Here is an 18339-nt window from a genome sequence, read left to right on the forward strand (position 1 = left end):
CCACGCGGCCCGCCACCGCCCCGCGTCACCCGCCAGATGATGAAGCCCCAGAAGGCGATCATGGCGATGAGGAAGATGATGTTGTCCACCTCCTCCTCGCTCATGCCCGGCTGCTCCAGCTTGCGGGCGCGGGCCCGGGCCTCGTCGGGATCGAGGTTGAGGATCTCAAGGATGGCGTCGGTGCCCTTCACGATGCCGCCGGCCATGTCGCCGGCCTTGAAGGCGGGGACGATGGCATTGCGGATGATGGTGGAGGCCACCGCGTCGGTCAGGATGCCCTCCAGCCCGTAGCCCACCTCGATGCGCACCTTGCGCTCGCTCGGCGCCACGAGGAGCAGCACGCCGTTGTTCTTCTTCGCCTGCCCGATCTGCCAGGCGCGGAACAGCCGGTTGGCATAGTCCTCCACCGACGTGCCCTGGAGGGAGGGGACAGTCGCCACCACCACCTGGTCGGTGGCCTTCGCCTCCTGCGCCGCGAGCCGGGCATCGAGGCGCAGGAGGGTGGACGGATCGAGCACGTGGGCAGCGTCCACCACCCGGCCGGTCAGGGGCGGAAAAGCCAGCTCCGCCCCCGCCGCCGCGCCGAGACCGAGCACCAGCGCGGCCAGCACGAGCAGCCCGTGGCGCAGGGCGCCGCCGCGCCATGGCGGGGAAAGGCGGGAGACGGACAGGCGGAGCATGGCCGCCACCCCTGGCGTCAGTTGAACTTCACCTTCGGCACCTGCATCTGCTGCTCGGAGATGGTGAAGGTCTCCATGGGCCGGTAGCTGCGATAGAGGGTCGAGGCCCACAGCACGCCGGGGAAGGTCTTCAGCTCGGTGTTATAGACCCGCACCGCGTCGATATAGTCGCGCCGCGCCACGGCGATGCGGTTCTCCGTGCCCTCGATCTGCGACTGGAGGGCGAGGAAATTCTGGTTGGACTTCAGGTCCGGATAGGCCTCCGACACCGCGATGAGCCGGCCGAGCGCGCTGGACAGGCCCGCCTGCGCGTCCTGGAACTGCTTGAACTGGGCGGGATCGGTCACGGTGGAGGCGTCCACCCTGATGGAGGTGGCCTTGGCCCGCGCCTCGATGACCGAGGTCAGCACGTCTTTCTCTTGGGCCGCATAGCCCTTCACCGTCTCCACCAGGTTGGGAATGAGGTCGGAGCGGCGCTGATACTGGTTCAGCACCTCGCTCCACGCGGCCTTGGCCCGCTCCTCCTCGGTGGGAATCACATTGACGCCGCAGCCGGCCAGCGTCAGCGCGGCGAGCATGGCGAGAAGCGGCGCCCGAAGGCGGGACAGCTGCTGGAGCGCCCTGGAGAAACGTGCGGCGGAGAAACGTGCGGCGGAGATGCGAACAGTGGACATGGTGGCCCCTCCCCTGTCTCAGGCGCCCTGACGCGCCGGCGCGCTTATAACACGGCGAAGCTCGGCAAGGCTCCCTGCGGGGGCTCCTCATTTCGGGCCGAGATAGCCGGGCAGGTCCTGGGCCTCGTCGAGGCGCGAGAGCTTCACGGCCAGCTTCTCGGCCAGCTCGATGTCGCTCTGGAGCAGCCGCGTGGTCATAAAGGAGCGGTAGTAGTTGCCCCACATGAATTCCTGGAACGGGGTGTCCTCGTTGGAATAGGCCTTTCCCCGCACGCCGCGGGCCAGCGTCCGCCAGGGATTGTCCGTGAGCTCGCTGATATGCTCGGGGATCTTCACGCAGGGGCGCCGGTTGCCGTCCACGTCGATGGGCCAGCAGAAACCCTGCGTCTCCATCCGGTGCCAGAAGTCCTTCAAATCGAGGGCCGACCAGTCGGCCCGGGGGGCGCCCACCATCACCGTGTCGTGGCCGATCTCCAGGAGCGCCCGGCACAGATGGTGGTGATCAATCATGTAGAGGCGCCTTTTCGGTCCCAGCACGCAGGGCACCGCCTTCTCCTCGATCAGCGCCCGCAGCTCGCGCCGCGAAAGGCCGCCCATCAGCTTCGCCCGGCGCTGCACCTCGTAAAGGCCAAGGGTGAGCTGGGTGGGGCGAAGCGCATCAATGGCCACTTCCCGCAGCTCGCGCGTGGCTCCGTCCCGGGGACTTTGGTCGGTCATGCGTCCTCCACGGCGCGACCATGCGCAAGCATAGGCATGGCTCGGAACAGCCAGCATGGCCGAAAACGCGCGCGGCGGCACCCCGTCCGGAATGCCGCCGCGCCCAGGCTCGGAGTGCGGAGCGCCTCAGCCGGGCGAGATCATATTCTCGGGGCGCACGACGGCGTCGAATTCCTCGTTCGTCACATAGCCGCCGCCGACGGCCTCCTCGCGCAGAGTGGTACCGTTCTTGTGGGCGGTCTTGGCGATCTTGGCGGCGTTGTCGTAGCCGATCTTCGGGGCGAGCGCGGTCACCAGCATCAGCGAGCGCTCCAGCGCCGCCTTGATGTTGTCCTCGCGCGCCTCGATGCCCACCACGCAATTGTCGGTGAAACTCACCGCCGCGTCCGCCATCAGCCGCACCGACTGGAGGAAGTTGTAGGCCATCACCGGATTGTAGACGTTGAGCTCGAAATGGCCCTGGCTGCCGGCGAAGGTGAGCGCGGCGTTGTTGCCGAAGATCTGCACGCAGACCTGGGTCAGCGCCTCGCACTGGGTGGGGTTCACCTTGCCCGGCATGATGGAGGAGCCGGGCTCGTTCTCGGGGAGCGCCAGCTCGCCGAGGCCGGAGCGCGGGCCGGAGCCGAGCAGGCGGATGTCGTTGGCGATCTTGAACAGGGAGGCCGCCACCGTGTTGATGGCGCTGTGCGAGAACACCATGGCGTCATGGGCCGCCAGCGCCTCGAACTTGTTGGGGGCGGTGGTGAAGGGCAGGCCGGTGATGGCGGCGATCCTGTCCGCCACCTTCTCGGCGAAGCCCACCGGGGCGTTGAGGCCGGTGCCCACGGCGGTGCCGCCCTGGGCCAGCTCCATCAGCGCCGGCAGCGTCATCTCGATGCGCCGGATGCCGTTCTCCACCTGCTGGGTGTAGCCGGAGAATTCCTGGCCGAGGGTGAGCGGGGTGGCGTCCTGGGTGTGGGTCCGGCCGATCTTGATGACGTTCGTCCACTGCTTCGCCTTCGCGTCGAGGGCGGCGTGCAGGTGCTTGAGGGCCGGAACCAGGCGGCGGACGATCTCCTCCGCGCAGGCGATGTGCATGGCGGTGGGATAGGTGTCGTTGGACGACTGGCTCATATTGACGTGATCGTTGGGGTGCACGGGCTTCTTGGAGCCCATCTCCCCGCCGAGCATCTCGATGGCCCGGTTCGAGATCACCTCGTTGGCGTTCATGTTGGACTGGGTGCCCGAGCCGGTCTGCCAGACGGCGAGGGGGAAATGGGCGTCGAGCTTGCCCTCGATCACTTCCTGCGCGGCGGCGACGATGGCGTCGGCAAGCTTGGGATCGAGCCGGCCGAGATCGCGGTTCACTTCCGCCGCGGCGCGCTTGACGATGCCGAGGGCGCGGACCACGGGAAGCGGCTGCTTCTCCCAGCCGATCTTGAAGTTGCCGAGGGAGCGCTGCGCCTGCGCGCCCCAATAGCGGTCGGATGCAACTTCGATGGGACCGAACGTATCGGTCTCGGTGCGCGTGGTCATCGCCTTGGCCTCTCTGTGGTCTCGCGGGCGGCGGGCTCATAGCACAGCTGAGCGCCTTCCGGGGAGCTAGACGTGTTGGGTAAACGTGCTGGCTAAAATAATTCCAAGGTGGTAGCCCGTGGATGTTACCTCTACAAGATTTCGCCATATCTTTGGCCGGCCCTGAGGTATTAATATCTCATCGGGCTCGTGGGCCTGACGCGGTGCGCCGGCCGTACAAGATCACCGGCCGCCGGGTGCGGAGGAAACTGGCGACAAGGTGAGATAGCGTTGGGCGACGTGGTCAATCTTCATCGGGCGCGCAAGGCGCGGGCCCGTCAGGCGGCGCAGGCGGCGGCCGGGGAGAACCGAATTCGATTCGGGCAGACCAAGGCCGACCGCGAGAGGCTGGCAGACGAGCTCGAGCGGCAGCGACGCCACCTTGAGGGTCACGCCCTGACCGAGAGGGAAGAACATGAAAAGCCCCGTGGTTAAGAGATCCATCGTCATCGCCGGCCACAAGACCAGCGTCAGCCTCGAGGACGCCTTCTGGGAGGCTCTTAAAGAGATCGCCAGCGGTCGACGGCTCACCCTGTCCGACCTCGTGGCAACCATCGATTCCGCACGCACGCAGGGCAACCTGTCGTCCGCCATCCGCCTTTTCGTCCTCGACTACTATCGAGGCGTGGCAACGGCGGCCCGGACCCAGGCCGCCGGAGAACGCATGCCGGCAGCAAGCCCTCCCGTTGCGTAAAGCGCGGCTCGACCTTATCTGCGAATGAGGCTGACCGCGCGTCGCGTTGAAAGGCGACGCGCGGTTTCCTATAACCGCCCTGCCCGGCGGGGCGTGGTCGGGCGCTGGCTTTCGCCGGCGCCGGGCCGGTCTCCTCGGACAGGTCCGCCTGTCGGATCGGATCCGTTGCGGGGTGCCCGCGCCGGAACCGGCGGAGGCTCGCAGCGACGCGCGTGCCGATGGCGGCACCGCTCACGGGAGACGACGGATGTCGTGGAAGAATCAGAGTGGCGGCCCATGGGGTAATGGGCCGCGGGGTCCCTGGGGTTCGGGACCCTCTTCATCAGGACCGACGCCGCCAGATCTCGAAGACCTGATCCGCCGCAGCCAGGACCGGCTGCGCACCATGATGCCGGGCTCGTTCGGCGCCAAGGGCGTCATCCTCGTCATCGCCGTGGTGGTGGTCGGCTGGTTCCTCACGGGCCTCTATCGCGTGCTCCCCGACGAGCAGGGCGTGGTGCTGCGCTTCGGCAAGTTCGTGGGCATCACCCAGCCCGGCCTCAACTATCACTGGCCCTACCCCATCGAGACGGTGCTGACCCCCAAGGTCACCTTCGTCAACCGCATCGACGTGGGCATGCGGGTGGGCGAGGACACGCGCCGCAACACCTCGGTGATGCGCGACGTTCCGGAAGAGAGCCTGATGCTCACCGGCGACGAGAACATCGTGGACGTGGACTTCGCCGTGTTCTGGGTGATCTCCAACGCCGAGGACTATCTGTTCAACGTCCAGAACCCCGAGGGCACCATCAAGGCGGTGGCCGAGAGCGCCATGCGCGAGGTCATCGGCCGCACCAACATCCAGCCCATCCTCACCGGCGCCCGGCAGAACATCGAGACCGGCGTGCAGGAGCTGATGCAGTCGGTGCTGAACGGCTACAAGGCCGGCGTGCAGATCACCCAGGTGCAGTTGCAGAAGGTCGATCCGCCGAGCCAGGTCATCGACGCCTTCCGCGACGTGCAGGCTGCTCGCGCCGACGCCGAGCGCTCCCAGAACGAGGCGCAGACCTACGCCAACCGCATCCTGCCCGAGGCCCGCGGCGAGGCCTCGCGCATCGAGAACGCCGCCCAGGCCTATCGCGAGCGCACCGTGGTGGACGCCCGCGGCCAGGCGGCCCGCTTCATCAAGATCTATGACGAGTACCAGAAAGCGAAGGTCGTGACGCGCGAGCGCATGTATCTCGAGACCATGGAGCGCGTGCTCGGCGGCGTCGAGAAGGTGCTGGTGGATTCCTCCGCCACCCGCCAGGGGCCCAGCGGGGCATCGGGAGGCGGGCAAGGCGGCGTCGTGCCGGTCCTGCCGCTCACCGACCTCCTCCGCCGCCAGCCGGCACCCGCCGCCCAGCCCCAGGGAGCCACGCGATGAGAAATCCGGTCCTCGGCGGCGTGCTCGCCGTTCTCGGCGTCGTCGCCCTCGTCCTAGTCTATTCTTCGGCCTTCATCGTCCACCAGACCCAGCAGGCGCTGGTGCTGCGGCTCGGCGATCCGCTCGCGCCCATCACCAAGCCGGGCCTGCACTGGAAGATGCCGTTCATCGACAGCGTGGTCTATCTCGACAACCGCATCCTGGACCTCGAAAACCCGTCGCAGGAAGTCATCGCCTCCGACCAGAAGCGCCTGGTGGTGGATGCGTTCGCGCGCTACCGCATCACCAATCCGCTGCGCTTCTACCAGTCGGTGGGCACGGTGCAGGGCGCCAATTCCCGCCTGTCCACGGTGCTCAACTCGGCGCTGCGCCGGGTGCTGGGCGAGAACAGCTTCATCAGCGTCGTGCGTGACGGGCGTGAAGGCCTGATGCACCAGATCAGCGAGCAGGTGAACCGCGAGGCGGCCAATTTCGGCATCACCGTGGTGGATGTGCGCATCCGCCGCGCCGATTTGCCGGAGGCCAACAGCCAGGCGGTGTTCCAGCGCATGCAGACGGAACGCCAGCGGGAAGCCGCCGAGATCCGCGCCCAGGGCAACGAGGCGGCCCAGCGCCTGCGCGCCCGCGCCGACCGCGAGGCGACCATCGTGGTGGCCGAGGCCAACTCGAAGGGCGAGCAGCTGCGCGGCGAAGGCGATGCGGAACGCAACCGCATCTTCGCCGACGCGTTCGGGCGCGATCCGGACTTCTTCACCTTCTACCGGTCCATGCAGGCCTATGAAGCGACCATGAAGCCCGCCGATACCCGGCTGCTGCTGAGCCCGGAATCGAACTTCTTCCGCTATTTCCGGGATCCGACCGGAGTGGCGGCGGGCGCGCCGGCGCCCGCGCCCGCCAACTGACGCGGGCCGGGCGCGGCATGAAGGATCTTTTCGCCGCTCTCGGCCTCATGCTCGCCATCGAGGGCCTGTGCCTCGCCGCCTTTCCGGGGGCGTGGCGCAGGGCCATGAAGGCGGTGCTCCACGCGCCGGAGACCCCCATGCGCCTCGCGGGGCTGGGGGTCGGTGCCGTCGGCGTGCTGGTGGTCTTCCTCGTGCGCTCCCTGTGAGCCGTCCCGGCGCCGGGCGATGACGGATGCCGGACGGGTCCGGCTCGCGCCATGCCCCCCGGGACACGTCCGCCGGCCCCCCGGCCGACACCACCGCCCCGCCTGCCGCTCGAACGGCGCGCGGGGCGGTCGCGTTTTGGCCGCATTGCGACCGCACCGATTCCCATGGGCGCCGGCTCCGACCCGATCCCATGGCGGCGGGGCGGGCCTGCTCCCTCGGATTCAGGGCTGTGCCATCGCCGGGCCGGTCCCACCCGGCCCGATCCGGCCCGGGTGGGACCGGCGCCGGATCGTGACCGTTCGGGGGCTTGCGCCCGCGCGACGGCCGGCGCAGCCTCAAAGCACGACCGCCGCGTCGAGGAGAGCCATGCCCCATACGCTTCGTTCCTCAATTCCCTCCGTCCGCCTGCCCGCTTTCGTTCTGGCAGCCGCCTTCGCGCTCCTCACCACCACCTTCGCGACCCTCGGGCCGGCCCCCCTCTCCGCGGCCCCCGGCAAGGGGCCGGACACGGTGGCGGACGTGGCGGAGCGGGTGATGGATGCGGTGGTCAACATCTCCACCTCGCAGAACGTGGCCGCCTCCCGCTCGGTGCCCCAGCCGCAGCTGCCGCCCGGCTCGCCGTTCGAGGATTTCTTCGACGAGTTCTTCAAGCGCCGGCAGGATGACGGCGGCGAGCAGCGCTCGCGCCGCGTCTCCTCCCTCGGCTCGGGCTTCGTCATCGACGCGTCGGGCCTCATCGTGACCAACAATCACGTGATCGCCGACGCCGACGAGATCTTCGCCAATTTCAACGACGGCTCGAAGCTGAAGGCCGAGTTGATCGGCCGCGACAGCAAGACCGACCTCGCTTTGCTGCGGGTGAAGCCCGACAAGCCGCTCACCGCGGTCAAGTTCGGCGACAGCGAGAAGCTCAGGGTGGGCGACTGGGTGATGGCCATCGGCAATCCGTTCGGCCTCGGCGGCACGCTGACGGTGGGCGTGGTCTCCGCCCGCAACCGCGACATCAATTCCGGCCCCTACGACAATTTCATCCAGACCGATGCCGCCATCAACCGCGGCAATTCCGGCGGCCCGCTGTTCAACATGGACGGCGAGGTGATCGGCATCAACACCGCCATCATCTCCCCCTCGGGCGGTTCCATCGGCATCGGCTTCGCCGTGCCCGCCGCCACCGCCCAGCCGGTGCTGGCCCAGCTGGAGCAGTTCAAGGAGGTGCGTCGGGGCTGGATCGGGGTGCGCATCCAGCCGGTCACCGACGACATCGCCGAGAGCCTCGGCCTCGGCAGGCCGCGCGGCGCGCTCATCGGCGTGGTCTCGGAGAACAGCCCGGCGGCCCAGGGCGGCATCAAGGCCGGGGACGTGATCGTGAAGTTCAACGGCCGCGACATCAAGGAAGTGCGCGACCTCACCCGCACCGTGGCCGACACCATGGCCGACACCGAGGTGGAGGTGGTGGTGGTCCGCAAGGGCAAGGAGGAGACCCTGCGCCTCAAGGTCGCCCGCATGCCCGAAGACGACAAGCCGGACGCCGCCAAGCCCGCTGCCGAGACGCAGAAGGCGGCGCCGAAAAAGGCCCTCGGCATCGAGCTTACGGCCATGAGCGACGAGCTGCGCAAGCGCTACCGCATCAAGAGCGAGATCAATGGCGTGGTGATCACCGGCGTCGACGCCTCCGCCCCGGCCGCCGACAAGGGGCTGAAGGCGGGGCAGGTCATTGTCCAGGTGGGGCAGGAGGCGGTGACGAACCCCTCCGACGTGGAGAAGCAGATTGATGCCCTGCGCAAGCAGGGCAAGCGCTCGGCCCTGTTCCTCGTCTCCGACGGCGACGGCAAGCAGGAATTCGTCACGGTGCCGCTGAACTGAAGACCGCGGCGACCACCGGTCTCGAACACGATGCCCCGGCGCGTCCGGGGCATCGCCCGTTGCACGATCCGGAGGCGGCGGCGCGATCCCGTCCTCGAAACCGCTTCCGCCTCAGCCGGTGTGGAACTCGCTCAGCGCATAACCCTGCATGTAGAGCAGCGCGGTGAGGTCGCCATGGTCGATGCGGACATGGGCTGCCGCCGCCACCGCCGGCTTGGCGTGAAAGGCGACGCCGACCCCGGCCTCCTGCAGCATGGCGAGGTCGTTGGCGCCATCGCCCACCGCCATGGTCTCGGACGGGGCGAGGTGCATGCGGTCGCGCAGTTCCTCGAGGGTCGCGAGCTTGGCGTCGCGGCCGAGGATGGGCTCCTCCACCGCGCCGACGAAGCGGTCGTCCTCGATGAGCAGGGTGTTGGCGCGGTGCTCGTCGAAGCCGACCCGCGCGGCGATGGCGCTCGTGAACACGGTGAAGCCGCCGGAGACGAGGGCGGTATAGGCCCCGTTGGCCTTCATGGTGCCCACCAGCTCGAGCCCGCCGGGGGTGAGGCTGATGCGCTCGCGCAGCACGTCGGCCACCACGCCGGCCGGCAGGCCGCGCAGCAGCGCCACGCGCTCGCGCAGCGCCGGCTCGAAGGCGATCTCCCCGCGCATGGCCCGCTCGGTGATGGCGGCCACATGGGCCTTCACGCCCACGAGGTCGGCGAGTTCGTCGATGCATTCCTGCCCGATCATGGTGGAATCCATGTCGGCGAGGAAAAGCTGCTTGCGCCGGGCCGCCTCAAGCTGCACCACCACGTCGATGGGCGCGTCCCCGAGGGCGGCGCGCACGGCATCGGCCAGCGCCCGGGCATCGGCGCCCAGTGGCGGCGCGAAATGGATGTCCACGGCCACCTCGGGCGCGAGCACCACCGCTTCCTGCGCCTCGGGCAGCACCGCGCGCGCCTCGTGGATTGCCTCGCGGGTCAAAGCCGGGGCAGATGGGTTGGAAATCAGCGTCGCGACATAGGCCATGGCGATATCGGTACTCGAAAAGGGGAATGAGCCTTCGGCGGTGCTCATCGCAGGTCCCACCGCCAGCGGCAAGTCGGCCCTCGCGATGGCGCTCGCCGAGCGACTCGCAGGCATCGTGCTCAATGCAGATTCCATGCAAGTCTATGGCGACCTGCGGGTGCTCACGGCGCGGCCGACCGTCGCGGAGGAGACGCAGGTTCCCCACGGCCTCTACGGCCACGTGGATGCGGACACGGATTATTCCGTGGGCCGCTGGCTCGCTGATGCCACCTCATCCCTCGCCGCCGCGCGCGAACAGGGGCTTTTGCCCATCTTCGTCGGCGGCACCGGGCTCTATTTCCGAGCGCTGACGCAAGGCCTCGCCGAGATCCCGAAGGTGCCGGATGCGGTGCGGGCACAGGTCCGCGGCGCGGCGGAAGGCCTCGACAGCCCCGCTTTGCACGCCCGCCTCGCCGCCCTGGACCCCGGGACCGCAGCCCGGCTCCAGCCCAACGACCGCCAGCGGGTGCTGCGGGCACTGGAGGTGATCACCGCCACCGGCCGCTCCCTTGCGGACTGGCAGAAGGACGCGCCGCGCCCGGTGCTGGACGCCTCCCGCTGCGCGCGCCTCGTGCTGGAGGTGGACCGCACGGTGCTGCGCCAACGCATCGACGCGCGCTTCGAGGCCATGATGGCGCAGGGAGCGCTGGAAGAGGTTCGAGCGTTGGCGGCCCGCCGGCTCGATCCCGCCCGCACGGTACTCAAGGCCCATGGCGCCCCGGCCCTCGCCCGCCATCTCGCCGGCGAGATGACGCTGGAAGCCGCCATCGCCGAGGGCCAGGGCGACACCCGCCGCTATGCCAAAAGGCAGGAGACCTTCTTCCGCCACCAGATGGCGGACTGGCCCCGTGCCGCGCCGGAGGCCGCTCTGGACGCGGTGCTCGGCATGATCAGGACGCCCGCGCGCTGAGGGGGGCGCAAAGGCCTCAGCGGCCTTCGGGGGGATGCCCCTCCCCTTCCGCAAGAAGCGTCTTGAAGCGGGCTTCCTCGTCGGCCGAGAGCCGCTGGGGCGCGGCCGCACGGCGGCGCTTCAGGCCGAAGACCGCGGCGAGCGCGCCCAGCGCCAGCACCAGCACCGGCGCCGCCCACAACAGGGCATTGCGCCAGGACATGACCGGGCGCAGCAGCACGAACTCGCCATAGCGCGCCACCATGAACTCCATCACCTGGGCGTCGCTGTCGCCCGCCTTCAGCCGCTCGCGCACGATGAGGCGCAGGTCCTTGGCGAGGGGGGCGTCGGAATCGTCGATGGACTGATTCTGGCAGACCATGCAGCGCAATTCGGCCGAGATGGCGCGGGCGCGGCTTTCCAGCACCGGATCGCCCAGCACCTCATCCGGCTGCACCGCGAGGGCGGGGGCGCCGACGCGCAGGCGCCGGTCGGCCAGCGAGAGCGCGCCGCCGAGCGCCATCACCACCGCGCCGAGCCAGATCAGCGTCACGAACGGCTTGTAGGTGGCGCGCATGGAGATATGCCCGTCCGGGCTCTCCTCGCCCATGCTCACATAAAGCTGGCTGAGGCCGAAGGTACGGATGCCGGCTTCGGTGGTGGCCATCTGCCGGGCGGCGAACATGCGCCGCGAGGCCTCGATGGTGCCCTGCGGCGCGCCGTCCTCGCGGATGGAGAACACCGCCGTGCGGGCGCGGAAGTTGGCCCCGGTGCGGTTCTCCAGCCGATCGAGGGTCAGCGTGCGCGCGCCGATGGTCACGGTGTCTCCCAGCTTGACGGAGGCGATCTTCTCCAGGCTCCATCCGCTCTCGCACACGATGCCGAGCAGGCACACGCCGACGCCGAAATGGGCGATGGCGGTGCCATAGCCGGAGCGCGGCACGCCGGCGAGGCGCGCCAGAGCCACGCGGGCGGTCACCCGGCCGAGGCCTGCGCGCTCGGCGATGTCGGTGAGCGCGCCCAGCATGATGAAGACCGCGAGCCCCACCGCCAGCGGTGCCAGCACCGGCCCGCCCGTGGTGGCGGCGGCGATGACCACCGCGGCCACCACCGCGAGGGCGGCGGCCAGCATCAGGCGCTGGGCGACGCCCATGAGGTCGCCGCGCTTCCAGGCCAGCAGCGGGCCGAATGGCATGGCGAACACCAGCGGCACCATCAGCCCGCCGAAGGCGAGGTTGAAATAAGGCGGCCCCACCGTGATCTTGGCTCCGGTCAACGCCTCCAGCGCCAGCGGGTAGAGGGTGCCCACCAGCACCGCGGCGGTGGCGGCGGTGAGGAACAGGTTGTTGAGGACAAGCGCCCCCTCCCGCGAGATGGGCGCGAACAGCCCGCCCTGCTTCAGCTCCGAGGCGCGCAGCGCGAACAACGTCAGCCCGCCGGCGATGAAGAAGGTGAGGATGGCGAGGATGAACACGCCCCGCGCCGGATCGGTGGCGAAGGCGTGCACGGAGGTGAGCACGCCCGAGCGCACCAGGAAGGTGCCCACCAGCGACAGCGAGAAGGCGAGGATGGCAAGGAGGATGGTCCACACCTTCAGGGCGTCGCGCTTCTCCATCACCACGGCGGAATGCAGCAGCGCGGTGGCCGCGAGCCACGGCATGAGGGAGGCGTTCTCCACCGGGTCCCAGAACCACCAGCCGCCCCAGCCCAATTCGTAATAGGCCCAGTAGGAGCCCATGGCGATGCCGAGGGTCAGGAAGATCCAGGCGGCCAGGGTCCAGGGCCGTACCCAGCGCGCCCAGGCGGCGTCGATCCGCCCCTCGATCAGCGCCGCGATGGCGAAGGCGAAGGAGATGGAGAGCCCCACATAGCCGAGATAGAGCAGCGGCGGATGGATGGCGAGGCCGGGATCCTGGAGGATGGGATTGAGGTCGCGCCCCTCCGCCGGCGGCGGCACGAGGCGCGCGAAGGGGTTGGAGGTGAACAGGATGAAGGAGAGGAAGGCCGCCGCCACCGCCCCCTGCACCGACAGCACCAGCGCCTTCAGCCGGTCCGGCAGGTTGGCGCCGAACACCGCCACCAGCGCGCCGAAAAAGGCCAGCACGAACACCCACAGGAGCATGGAGCCCTCGTGGTTCCCCCAGGTGGAGGTGATCTTGTAGATCAGCGGCATCTGGGAGTGGGAATTCTCGGCCACGTTCACCACGGTGAAGTCCGAGGTGACGTAGAGCTGCACCAGCAGGCTGAACGCGAAGGTGATGAAGCAGAACAGCGCCAGCGCGATGGGCCCCGCCGCGCCCATCAGCACCGGGTCGCCGCGCCGGGCGCCCCAGGCCGGCAGCACCACCTGTGCCAGCGAAAGGGCGAAGGCGAGGGCGAGGGCGTACTGGCCCATTTCGGCGATCATGGCTCAGCTCCCCGGTGCGCGCTGGGCGGGCGAGGCGGCGCCCGGGGCAGGCGCGCCATCCTTCCAGTGGCCCTGCTGCTTCAGCGCGTCGGCCACCTCGCGGGGCATGTATTTCTCGTCATGCTTGGCGAGCACGCTGTCGGCCTTGAAGCTGCCGTCGCCCTGGAGCGCGCCTTCGGCCACCACCCCCTGCCCTTCCCGGAACAGGTCCGGAAGGATGCCGGAATAGGCGACCTTCACCGTGGCATTGCCGTCGGTGACCTTGAAGGTGGTGAGGGTGCCGGACTTGACGACGCTGCCGGTCTCCACCAGCCCGCCGAGCCGCAGGCGCGCGCCGGGGGCCACCTGCTGCTGCGCCACTTCCGTGGGGGTGCGGAAGAAGACGATGGTGTCGTTCAGGGCGGACAGGATGAGCCCCGCCGCCAGCGCGAGCACGCCGAGCCCCGCCCCGATGAGAACCAGCCGCCGGCCTTTGCGCGTCATCCTTTGTCTCCCGATCCCGCCCTAGGCGCGAGCTCCTTCTCGGCGGCATCGAGCCGCCCGAGAGCTTCCGCATTGTCCTTGAAGGCGGCACGGGCCGTTTTTAAGGCCTCCGTCGCCTTGTCCCTGTCGCCCAGCACGCCATAGGCGCGCACCAGGCGCAGCCAGCCGTCGATGTCGTTGGGCTCGCTCTCAAGCCGCGCGGCGAGGCGGGCCACCATGCCCCGGACCATGGCGTTGCGCTCATCCGTGGACATGGAGGCCGCCGCCGCCACGTCGGCAGCGCCGGGGCCCGGGCCGGCTGCCGCCGGGGCGGCCGGCGCCGCACCGCCCACCCGGGCGAGGGCCGCCACCACCAGGGGCCGGAACGGTGCATCGGCCGGTGCGCGGGCCAGAAGCTGGCCCCAGATCCGCGCCGCATCCTCCTTCCGCCCGTCCTGCTCGGCGGCGAGGCCGAGAAAATAGGCGGCGCGCGGCTCGTCCGGGTCGAGGGCGAGCGCATCGGCGAAGGCACGGGCGGCATCGGCGGTCACGAGGCCGTCGGACGCGACCACCAGCGCCTCGCCGCGGGCCGAATGGCGCATGGCGGAGGGGCCGAGGATGCGGATCGCCTCGGCATAGGCGCGGGCGGCATCCTCCGGACGGCCCAGGCGCAGGTAGATCGGCGCCAGGATCTCGTAGCCCTGGCCGTCATTGGGAGTCTTCTGAAGGTGCTCTTCCACCCGCCGCACCAGGATCGCCACGTCGCTGCGGTCCGGCACCGCCGCCAGGCGCTCGGCGAGCGGCGCTCCGGGAATCGCAGGGTTGCCGAGCACGCCATAGAGGCCGGCCGCGAAGGCGGGCACGAACACCATGGCAAACACCGCGGCGGCGCGGCGACGCCATTTCGCCCGGCCCGGGTCCTCGGCGGCCGCCCCCTCCCGCGCGGCATCGGCGGCGAGCATGCGCCGCGCCACCTCGATGCGCGCGGCTTCCGCCTCCGCCTTGGGCAGGCGGCCGGACTTGGCATCACGGGCGATCTCGGCCAGCTGGTCCCGGTAGACGGCGAGGTCGGCATCGCGGGCCGCGCGCGTGGCGCGGACGCGCGAGAGCGGCCACAGCACGGCGAGCGCCGCGAATGCGGTCATGAGCGCAAAGGCTGCGAACAAAGGGAGTGAGATCATCACCTCAGAGCCGTTAACGGGTGAAAGTGTGGCTGCATAGGCCACATGCCGTCCCAGCGGCGCGGAGCCGCAGGGTAAGCTCCAACTTGTGATCGCTGCCGCGAACGAAACGGTCACAAGCCGGGCGCAATCGACTTCACACACCCGATCCGGTACACCAACCTCTACCGCGCCGCATCATGCAGTGCAGCGGAGCACGACAGGGCGCGCGGGCGCCCCCACGGGAGCAACGGAGCGTCGGCCATGGGCCTCTTCGACCAGATGATGGGCGGCTTTCTGAGCAACATGCTGAACAAGGCGGGCCCCGACGGCGCCGGCAGCCTGATCGAGACCGTGCTGAACGGCCCCATGGGGCAGATGCTGCCGGGACTGCTCAACTCCGCCTTCGCCAAGACGCCCTTCGGCAGCATCGACGGCGCGCTCGAGCAGTTGCAGCAGGCGGGCCTTTCCGACGCGGTGGCGAGCTGGATCTCCACCGGCCCCAATGTCCCGGTGAGCGCCGAGCAGATCACCTCGGCCCTGGGCGAGGGCCAGCTGGCGCAGATCGCCGGCGCGCTGGGCCTGTCGGCCGAGCAACTGCCGGAGATCCTGGCCCAGCACCTGCCCACCATCATCGACCGCCTGAGCCCCGAGGGCGTGCTGGAGCTGCCGGGACGCTGAGCCCGCGCCTCCGAGCCCCGCGCGACGCCAGGCTCGCGCGCCTTTCGGCGGCACGCTATAGAATGGGGCGAAGCGACACAGACAGGAGCGGCGATGCGCGGGCGCGGGGGCGCCGCCGGAGCCGCCGAGCCGAAACCGAGCCCAAGCCGTGACCGAGCCCAAGCCGTGACCGAGCGCGAACCCACAGATCCGAAGCGCCCCGACCGGACGCGCTCGTCCTTCGGCACGCGGCTGCGCGGGCTGCTGCTCGACTTCGACGCCCTGCTGGACAGCGGCCTGTTCAGCCTCGGCGCGCGCACCCGGCGCGCCTTGTCCGCCTACGCCGCCTTCACCGAGCGGTTCAACCTCACCGGCGTGTCGCGCTTCGCCGCCGGCATGGCCTCGGAAGGCATCACCCTGGGCACCGCCGGCGCGCTGGTGATGCTGGCCCTCGCCATTCCCGCCTTCCGCGAGACCTCCGACGACTGGCTCAAGCGCACCGAGCTTGCCGTTACCTTCCTCGACCGCTACGGCAACACCATCGGCGAGCGGGGCGTGAAGCAGAACGACACGGTGCCGCTGGAGGACATTCCGGACAACCTCATCAAGGCCACCCTCGCCACCGAGGACCGGCGCTTCTACGAGCACTGGGGCATCGACGTGGCCGGCACCTTCCGCGCCGTGGTCACCAATGCGCGGGCGGGCGGCGTGCGGCAGGGCGGCTCCTCGCTGTCGCAGCAGCTCGCCAAGAACCTGTTCCTGTCCAACGAGCGCACCATCGAGCGCAAGATCAAGGAAGCCTTCCTCGCCATCTGGCTGGAGACGCGGCTCACCAAGAGCCAGATTCTGAAGCTCTATCTCGACCGCGCCTATCTCGGCGGCGGTGCCTACGGCGTGGACGCGGCGGCGCGCTATTATTTCGGCAAGTCGGTGCGGGAGGTGAACCTCGCCGAGGCGGCCATGCTGGCGGGCCTGTTCAAGGCGCCCTCGAAATACGCGCCCCACGTCAACCTGCCCGCCGCGCGCGCCCGCGCCTCCACCGTGCTCGACAATCTGGTGGATGCCGGCTTCATGACCGAGGGCCAGGTGTTCGGCGCCCGCCGCAACCCGGCCACCCCGGTGGACCGGCGCGACGACGAGGTGCCAGACTATTATCTCGACTACGCCTTCGGCGAGGTGAAGAAGCTGGTGGACCAGCTCCCCCAGTCCGTAATGGAGCGCAACTTCATCGTGCGCACCGGCCTCGACCCCAACATCCAGAAGGTGGCGGATGCGGCGCTGGAGACCTCGCTGGCCGAGTTCGGGCGCGACTACAAGGTGAAGCAGGGCGGCATCGTGGTGATGGAGCCCAACGGCACCCTGCGCGCCATGGTGGGCGGGCGCGACTATGGCGAGAGCCAGTTCAACCGCGCCACCGACGCCCTGCGCCAGCCCGGCTCCTCCTTCAAGCCCTATGTCTACACGGTGGCGCTGATGAACGGCATGAAGCCGTCCACCATCGTCCAGGACGCGCCCATCTGCCTCGGCAACTGGTGCCCGCAGAATTACGGGCGCTCCTACATGGGCTCCATCACCCTGAAGACGGCCCTCCAGCACTCCCTGAACACGGTGGCGGTGCGTCTCGCGGAGCGGTTCGGCCGCCGGAAGATCGTGGACCTCGCCCACCAGATGGGCATCCGCACGCCGCTGCCCATCAGCGCCCCCCTGCCGCTGGGTGCCGCCGAGGTGACCCTGTTCGACATGACCAGCGCCTATGCCGTCTTCGCCAATGCGGGCAAGAGCGTCTATCCCCACGCCGTGGTGGAGATGCGCATCGGCAACGGCGACGTGGTCTGGCGCTTCGACCGCGACGCGCCGAAGAGCGTGCAGATCATTCCGACCCAGCAGCTCAACGACATCAACGACATGCTGAACAACGTGGTGGAGAACGGCACCGGACGCCGCGCCCGCCTCGTCAATGCCAAGGTGGCGGGCAAGACCGGGACCACCAATGCCTATCGCGACGCCTGGTTCATGGGCTTCACCGGAAATTACGTGGCCGGTGTGTGGTTCGGCAATGACGACTACGCCATGATGAACAAGATGACCGGCGGCTCGCTTCCGGCCATGACCTGGCAGAAGGTGATGGCCTATGCCCACCAGGGTATCGAGATCAAGCCGATCCCCGGCGTCACCACGCCGATCCCGAAGATCGAGGAGCCGCCGCCCATGGTGAACGTGCCCGGCCTTGCCGAGAGCGAGCGCCCGGTCACCCTCTCGCCGCGCGCGGCCGAGCGCCTCGCGGCGCTGGAGCGCCTGCTGAAGGAAGCCGAGGTGCGCCTCACCGACGCCTCCCCGGCCCCCCAGCCTGCCGCCGCCGTCACCACCGGCCCGGCGACGCCCTTGCCCGCTCCCGTGCGGCGCAACTGAGCGCGCGCGACGGCCAGGCCGGACAGAGGCAAGCTGGATGGCGCCGGAATGCGGCCTCAGCCCGCGCCGTCCGGCTCCTTCGGCATGCGCCAGACCCCGTAGCGCCAGAAACGATACCAGCGTGCGTCCGCCGGCAGGCAGCGGGGCACTGGGTCATATCCGTGCCCGCCCCAGGGATGGCAGCGGCAGACGCGCGCCGTGGCCATGACCGAGCCGGCCAGGGCGCCATGGCGCATCACCGCCTCCTCCGCATATTCCGAGCAGGTGGGCAGGTAGCGGCACTGGCGGCCCATGATGGACGACAGGGTGTAGCGGTAAGAGAGAATCAGCACGCGCAGGGCCTGCCGCGGCAGCCGGCGGATCACCCCCTTCGCGCCGTCCTCTGAACTCGTGCCGTCCACTGCCCCGCCTCCTGCCCTTCTCACGCGCCGGTCGGATCACGCTCCAGCATCCATCCCGACCCAGCCGCCTCACATTCGCCATCGTGGCCGGCGCTGATGGTGCCATCTCATTCCACTGTCTCTTATACAAATCTCCGAGCCCACGAGACTGCAGAAAAAAACAACAATAACAACAAACAATGTGAATAACTTTGGGTACACTAAT

18 protein-coding genes are annotated in these 18339 nt (G+C 69.3%); 9 read left to right on the plus strand and 9 right to left on the minus strand.

The features are described from left to right. The 4 genes from K9U40_RS16850 to fumC all read right to left on the minus strand — a co-directional run. The coding region (locus K9U40_RS16850) for a TPM domain-containing protein (protein ID WP_282891297.1) at window positions 1-680 on the minus strand (680 nt) is incomplete at its 3' end. 17 nt (window positions 681-697) lie between these two features. Next, window positions 698-1258: a LemA family protein gene (locus K9U40_RS16855; RefSeq protein WP_282891313.1), complete on the minus strand. Its 561-nt coding sequence runs from the start codon at window positions 1256-1258 to the stop codon at window positions 698-700. A gap of 183 nt (window positions 1259-1441) precedes the next feature. Next, window positions 1442-2071, minus strand: a complete 630-nt coding sequence (locus K9U40_RS16860) for a ParB-like protein (RefSeq protein ID WP_282891298.1) — start codon at window positions 2069-2071, stop codon at window positions 1442-1444. 126 nt (window positions 2072-2197) lie between these two features. Further along, a complete protein-coding gene (gene fumC / locus K9U40_RS16865; protein WP_282891299.1) occupies window positions 2198-3586 on the minus strand; it encodes a class II fumarate hydratase in 1389 nt (462 codons plus the stop codon). Between the two features lie 279 nt (window positions 3587-3865). Here fumC and K9U40_RS16870 point away from each other — a divergent pair, with 279 nt between their 5' ends. From K9U40_RS16870 to K9U40_RS16895, 6 genes are all read left to right on the plus strand, one after another. Next, entirely contained in the window at window positions 3866-4060 is a 195-nt protein-coding gene (locus tag K9U40_RS16870; RefSeq protein WP_282891314.1) for a DUF4169 family protein, read from the plus strand. Next, window positions 4041-4319: a ribbon-helix-helix domain-containing protein gene (locus K9U40_RS16875; RefSeq protein WP_282891300.1), complete on the plus strand. Its 279-nt coding sequence runs from the start codon at window positions 4041-4043 to the stop codon at window positions 4317-4319. Before K9U40_RS16870 ends, K9U40_RS16875 begins: the two co-directional genes overlap by 20 nt. 247 nt (window positions 4320-4566) lie before the next feature. Beyond that, complete coding sequence (gene hflK / locus K9U40_RS16880) at window positions 4567-5724, plus strand: FtsH protease activity modulator HflK (RefSeq protein WP_282891301.1); 1158 nt, start codon at window positions 4567-4569, stop codon at window positions 5722-5724. After that, window positions 5721-6626 carry a protease modulator HflC gene (gene hflC, locus K9U40_RS16885; protein ID WP_282891302.1) on the plus strand — a complete coding sequence of 302 codons (906 nt, stop codon included), beginning with the start codon at window positions 5721-5723 and terminating at the stop codon, window positions 6624-6626. Before hflK ends, hflC begins: the two co-directional genes overlap by 4 nt. Before the next feature lie 17 nt (window positions 6627-6643). Further along, window positions 6644-6832 carry a DUF2065 domain-containing protein gene (locus K9U40_RS16890; RefSeq protein ID WP_282891303.1) on the plus strand — a complete coding sequence of 63 codons (189 nt, stop codon included), beginning with the start codon at window positions 6644-6646 and terminating at the stop codon, window positions 6830-6832. 367 nt (window positions 6833-7199) lie between these two features. Beyond that, on the plus strand, window positions 7200-8696 hold the full coding sequence (locus K9U40_RS16895; protein WP_282891304.1) for a DegQ family serine endoprotease: 1497 nt from the start codon (window positions 7200-7202) through the stop codon (window positions 8694-8696). A gap of 111 nt (window positions 8697-8807) precedes the next feature. Here K9U40_RS16895 and serB read toward each other — a convergent pair whose 3' ends face one another. Next, complete coding sequence (gene serB / locus K9U40_RS16900) at window positions 8808-9707, minus strand: phosphoserine phosphatase SerB (RefSeq protein WP_282891305.1); 900 nt, start codon at window positions 9705-9707, stop codon at window positions 8808-8810. Here serB and miaA point away from each other — a divergent pair. After that, entirely contained in the window at window positions 9706-10656 is a 951-nt protein-coding gene (miaA, locus tag K9U40_RS16905) for a tRNA (adenosine(37)-N6)-dimethylallyltransferase MiaA (protein ID WP_282891306.1), read from the plus strand. The two genes, serB and miaA, sit on opposite strands and share 2 nt — an antisense overlap. Window positions 10657-10672: 16 nt before the next feature. Here the strand turns inward: miaA and K9U40_RS16910 are convergent, their stop codons facing one another. The 3 genes from K9U40_RS16910 to ccmI are packed head-to-tail and all read right to left on the minus strand — an operon-like array spanning window position 10673 to window position 14685. Next, the gene (locus K9U40_RS16910; protein WP_282891307.1) at window positions 10673-13042 is read right to left on the minus strand and encodes a heme lyase CcmF/NrfE family subunit; all 2370 of its coding nucleotides are present in this window, start codon (window positions 13040-13042) and stop codon (window positions 10673-10675) included. 3 nt (window positions 13043-13045) lie between these two features. Then, window positions 13046-13525, minus strand: coding sequence for a cytochrome c maturation protein CcmE (ccmE, locus tag K9U40_RS16915; RefSeq protein WP_282891308.1), 480 nt, complete (start codon window positions 13523-13525; stop codon window positions 13046-13048). Beyond that, a complete protein-coding gene (ccmI, locus tag K9U40_RS16920) occupies window positions 13522-14685 on the minus strand; it encodes a c-type cytochrome biogenesis protein CcmI (protein WP_282891309.1) in 1164 nt (387 codons plus the stop codon). The genes ccmE and ccmI overlap by 4 nt, the downstream gene beginning before the upstream one ends. 243 nt (window positions 14686-14928) lie before the next feature. Here ccmI and K9U40_RS16925 point away from each other — a divergent pair, with 243 nt between their 5' ends. Both K9U40_RS16925 and K9U40_RS16930 read left to right on the plus strand, forming a co-directional pair. Beyond that, a complete protein-coding gene (locus K9U40_RS16925; protein ID WP_282891310.1) occupies window positions 14929-15345 on the plus strand; it encodes a YidB family protein in 417 nt (138 codons plus the stop codon). A 165-nt stretch (window positions 15346-15510) separates the two neighbouring features. Next, window positions 15511-17733, plus strand: a complete 2223-nt coding sequence (locus K9U40_RS16930) for a transglycosylase domain-containing protein (protein WP_414114795.1) — start codon at window positions 15511-15513, stop codon at window positions 17731-17733. A gap of 56 nt (window positions 17734-17789) precedes the next feature. Here K9U40_RS16930 and yidD read toward each other — a convergent pair whose 3' ends face one another. Further along, window positions 17790-18134, minus strand: coding sequence for a membrane protein insertion efficiency factor YidD (gene yidD / locus K9U40_RS16935; RefSeq protein ID WP_282891312.1), 345 nt, complete (start codon window positions 18132-18134; stop codon window positions 17790-17792). Window positions 18135-18339 lie beyond the last annotated feature (205 nt).

The organism is Xanthobacter autotrophicus, from assembly GCF_030015065.1.
GTDB classification, from domain to species: domain Bacteria; phylum Pseudomonadota; class Alphaproteobacteria; order Rhizobiales; family Xanthobacteraceae; genus Xanthobacter; species Xanthobacter autotrophicus_D.

Excerpts from the sequence above, each read along its gene's own strand:
- hflC (WP_282891302.1), top strand. The coding sequence starts at position 5,721 with ATGAGAAATCCGGTCCTCGGCGGCGTGCTCGCCGTTCTCGGCGTCGTC.
- K9U40_RS16910 (WP_282891307.1), bottom strand. The coding sequence starts at position 13,042 with ATGATCGCCGAAATGGGCCAGTACGCCCTCGCCCTCGCCTTCGCCCTT.
- hflK (WP_282891301.1), top strand. The coding sequence starts at position 4,567 with ATGTCGTGGAAGAATCAGAGTGGCGGCCCATGGGGTAATGGGCCGCGG.
- K9U40_RS16925 (WP_282891310.1), top strand. The coding sequence starts at position 14,929 with ATGGGCCTCTTCGACCAGATGATGGGCGGCTTTCTGAGCAACATGCTG.
- fumC (WP_282891299.1), bottom strand. The coding sequence starts at position 3,586 with ATGACCACGCGCACCGAGACCGATACGTTCGGTCCCATCGAAGTTGCA.
- K9U40_RS16890 (WP_282891303.1), top strand. The coding sequence starts at position 6,644 with ATGAAGGATCTTTTCGCCGCTCTCGGCCTCATGCTCGCCATCGAGGGC.
- ccmI (WP_282891309.1), bottom strand. The coding sequence starts at position 14,685 with ATGATCTCACTCCCTTTGTTCGCAGCCTTTGCGCTCATGACCGCATTC.
- miaA (WP_282891306.1), top strand. The coding sequence starts at position 9,706 with ATGGCGATATCGGTACTCGAAAAGGGGAATGAGCCTTCGGCGGTGCTC.
- K9U40_RS16860 (WP_282891298.1), bottom strand. The coding sequence starts at position 2,071 with ATGACCGACCAAAGTCCCCGGGACGGAGCCACGCGCGAGCTGCGGGAA.
- K9U40_RS16875 (WP_282891300.1), top strand. The coding sequence starts at position 4,041 with ATGAAAAGCCCCGTGGTTAAGAGATCCATCGTCATCGCCGGCCACAAG.
- K9U40_RS16895 (WP_282891304.1), top strand. The coding sequence starts at position 7,200 with ATGCCCCATACGCTTCGTTCCTCAATTCCCTCCGTCCGCCTGCCCGCT.
- serB (WP_282891305.1), bottom strand. The coding sequence starts at position 9,707 with ATGGCCTATGTCGCGACGCTGATTTCCAACCCATCTGCCCCGGCTTTG.
- K9U40_RS16855 (WP_282891313.1), bottom strand. The coding sequence starts at position 1,258 with ATGCTCGCCGCGCTGACGCTGGCCGGCTGCGGCGTCAATGTGATTCCC.
- ccmE (WP_282891308.1), bottom strand. The coding sequence starts at position 13,525 with ATGACGCGCAAAGGCCGGCGGCTGGTTCTCATCGGGGCGGGGCTCGGC.